We start from the raw sequence: 3,034 nt of genomic DNA on the forward strand, positions 1-3,034 counted from the left end.
TAAAAATTCCGAGAACGCAAAGGATTCTGCGTTAAAAGTCACTATCGCATTGCGAAAAAAGAACAAATACAGGTGGTTTGGCTATCACCTCGCTAGTATGTTGTACTATCAGAACCCTGATTCTAGTCTTAGAACTAGTTATCAGAACTCCTTCCACTGCTGTGAAAAGTTGTTCCAAGGCAACGGAAGAATTACTGCAAAGTACTGCAAAAATAGGTGGTGTCCGCAATGCCAACGTATCAGGATGGGTACACTTATCAATGCGTACGCACCTCGATTGCAGGATGAGAAAGAGTTATATTTCATAACTCTCACACGTCCGAATGTTCGAGCAGAGCAGCTTCCTGAAGAGATTGCAACATATAACAAGAAGTGGCAATCTATCAAAAATTCAAAGTGGTTTCGCCGTGCAACAGTGCTCGAGAATATGATAGGCATCAAGAAACTGGAGTGTACCTATCACGCAAACAGATATGTTTTGAAGAAGCTGCCACTTGAGTGGAAGCAAGAACACGGAAAGTGGTACAAGGTACAGAGATTTGAACGCACATCTGAGAAAGATGAGTGGTACGACACGTACCATCCGCACTTTCACATACTAGTGAACAATAAGGAAGCAGCCTTGAAGATTATAGAAAAGTGGCTCAAGATAAACCCAGAGTCGTCACCTGCAGCCCAAAATTATCAGGAAGTGACGAACAAAAAAGCATATCTTGAGATATTCAAGTACTTCACGAAGTTGGTTGCAAAGGATAGCAACGGAAAACGCTTCTTTGATGCAAAGCACATGAACGTGATATTTGAAGCGATGAGCGGAAGGCAGGTATATAAACGCATCGGCTCGGACGAAAGTTGGAAGTGTGGAGAGGTCAACGAAGAAGAAACGGAAGAAGAAGCAGCTATTTTCCTGCAAGATATGTCTTGGAAAACATTCTCATGGAAAGAGATAGAAGATAAGTTTGGCTATTATGATGTAGATTCGGGAGAGATTCTAACGGAAATGGTAGCACCTGACCACCTCATGGAAATCATCAACCACGAGAAGATGAAGGGGAAAGAGTTAGAACTATTCAACAAAAAGAGCATTCAGGGATGACCCCGAGTGCTCTTTTTGTTATATTTTCATATACTAAAACTTATGTTTTTATATACCTCTGCGCCATTCTCTGCCCTGGTTCTTCTCCTGGTTCTTCCGTTCCTGGTTCTGCTCCTGGAGTTGGCGAGAGTATTCTTGTTGCTTTCGCCAATCGGCGAGACTGAAATCTCGTGCCATCGCTTTAAGGGTCTTTGCTATCTTATCGAGTTTGAAAGAATCAAAGAAGCGGATGCAGGCGCATACAATGCCCTGTGCGCATATTTCTCTGCGACCGATTGCGTGTTCATCACTAGAAGTGTTGTGCGCTCCCTGACGCTCACAGAGCGGGTTGAACACTTCTTTTTTGAAGTCGAATGCATCTGCACTACCTGCGTACCCAAAAGTTTCTTTGTAGTATGCCATATCGGCATATTTCTCTTTGATGAGCTTTGCAGCTGCATCATAAGTGTAATTTCCTTCTGTCATATTCTGTATGATTTTAAGTTTCTTCGTGTCCTCTTGGGCTGCTTCTGCTTTCTTGTGAACTATGTTCATCAAGTCTTTTCCGACCTTCTCGGGGGTTACTTTCGACATATCGTTGTACTTCATCCCTGCTCCCTTCAGAACTTCTTCGACCGCTTCCGCTCGTCCTTCAGCTTTTGCGGCATCCAGTTGTGCAGGTAGTTCCTTCAGCTGCTTAGCTTCTGACCCAAAGCCGAGAAGGTTTGAGAGTTTCTTTGTCGAGTTAACAACGAGACCAGAAACGGCAGCCTTTTCCGCTGCGGCTTTCTCTGCTCGTGCTTCCGCTGCTTCTTTCTCCGCAACCTTTTGCGCTTGCTCGGCTTGCGTCTTTGCCTTGATTGCTTTCTCTGCTTCCTCACGTGCTTTCTGCTCTTTGTACTGCATAGCTGTGAGATGCTTCTTGTCAGATGAAACACCTCGCTGCATCCCAAGAACCTCTGCGGTGATGGTCTGCATCTCTGCCATGTCCTGCCGATTGAGTTTGATAGATTCGCCATTTGTCGGGTTCGTCCAATCGGCTACGAGGTGGGCATGAAGGTTCAGTTTGTCGGTATCTGAACCGAAATACCCCTCATCCTTGTGGATGGCAATTTGGAAGATGCTTATACCAAAGCGTTCGTTAAGTCGGGAACTCAACCGCAAGAGGTCACGCATTGTCGTGCCTTCCTCGATGTTCACGACTGCCTCCCTGATGGGGGTTGCTTTTGCGTGAAGCTTCTTGCGAGTTGGGTGATGTTCGAGGAAATTTTGGGTGATGGTTGCAAGGCGATCGCTTTGCGTTTCGTCCCCCCAATACTCATTGAGGTGCGTGCGATCAGGTCGCACGTAATCGAGGAACTTCAAACGTCTGTTGTGTTCCTCGCTGCCGCCCTTGACGGGCTCGAAGTGTATTGATGCTTGTGCCATATATACGAAGAGTTTTAAGGGCTGCAGGGGGTCGAGGGGTGAAACCCCCGTCCTCGAAGAGCCCACAATTTGTGCAACAAATTATAGTGGGCTATAATTTGTTGCACAAATTTCGGTGGCAAAGTTACACAAACTCTGGGAAAGTACCAAAGGAATTGGAAAGAAAAAACGTAAATACTATGAAAAACACCGCCGTCCGCGTCGGACCAAGTCAGGGTTATAGGGGCTGACTTGTGTGAAGCCCCTAATCCCCAGCCGGAAGCAAGAAGCGCAATGGCGCCAGCCCTTCACAAACTCAGCCAAGAGGGGAGAGAGTTCTTCGGCTCGCCGGTACGGCGAATTCATATAGCAAGAAAAAACCCTGCGAGTTACACCACATAGGGATATTAAGTAACTAGCAGGGTCAAACTCGTCCTTTTCGGGTGTCGAGTTCTTCGGCAGTTGCAAAGGTACGAAAATACTTCGAGACTACAAAGGAAAATACCCCAAAAACGCAAAAATAAAAACATTTTACAAACGCCCGAAAATGAG

2 protein-coding genes are annotated in these 3,034 nt (G+C 45.9%); one reads left to right on the forward strand and one right to left on the reverse strand.

Features of this window, described 5'->3' with window-relative positions:
* Nucleotides 1–97: 97 nt before the first annotated feature.
* On the forward strand, nt 98–1,096 hold the full coding sequence (locus KSW37_RS15300; RefSeq protein ID WP_217315303.1) for a protein rep: 999 nt from the start codon (nt 98–100) through the stop codon (nt 1,094–1,096).
* A gap of 48 nt (nt 1,097–1,144) precedes the next feature.
* Here KSW37_RS15300 and KSW37_RS15305 read toward each other — a convergent pair whose 3' ends face one another.
* Entirely contained in the window at nt 1,145–2,503 is a 1,359-nt protein-coding gene (locus KSW37_RS15305; RefSeq protein ID WP_217315302.1) for a plasmid recombination protein, read from the reverse strand.
* Between the last annotated feature and the right edge of the window lie 531 nt (nt 2,504–3,034).

Origin of the sequence: Segatella copri, assembly GCF_019127135.1 — a bacterium.
GTDB lineage: Bacteria > Bacteroidota > Bacteroidia > Bacteroidales > Bacteroidaceae > Prevotella.

Excerpts from the sequence above, each read along its gene's own strand:
- KSW37_RS15305 (WP_217315302.1), bottom strand. The coding sequence starts at position 2,503 with ATGGCACAAGCATCAATACACTTCGAGCCCGTCAAGGGCGGCAGCGAG.
- KSW37_RS15300 (WP_217315303.1), top strand. The coding sequence starts at position 98 with ATGTTGTACTATCAGAACCCTGATTCTAGTCTTAGAACTAGTTATCAG.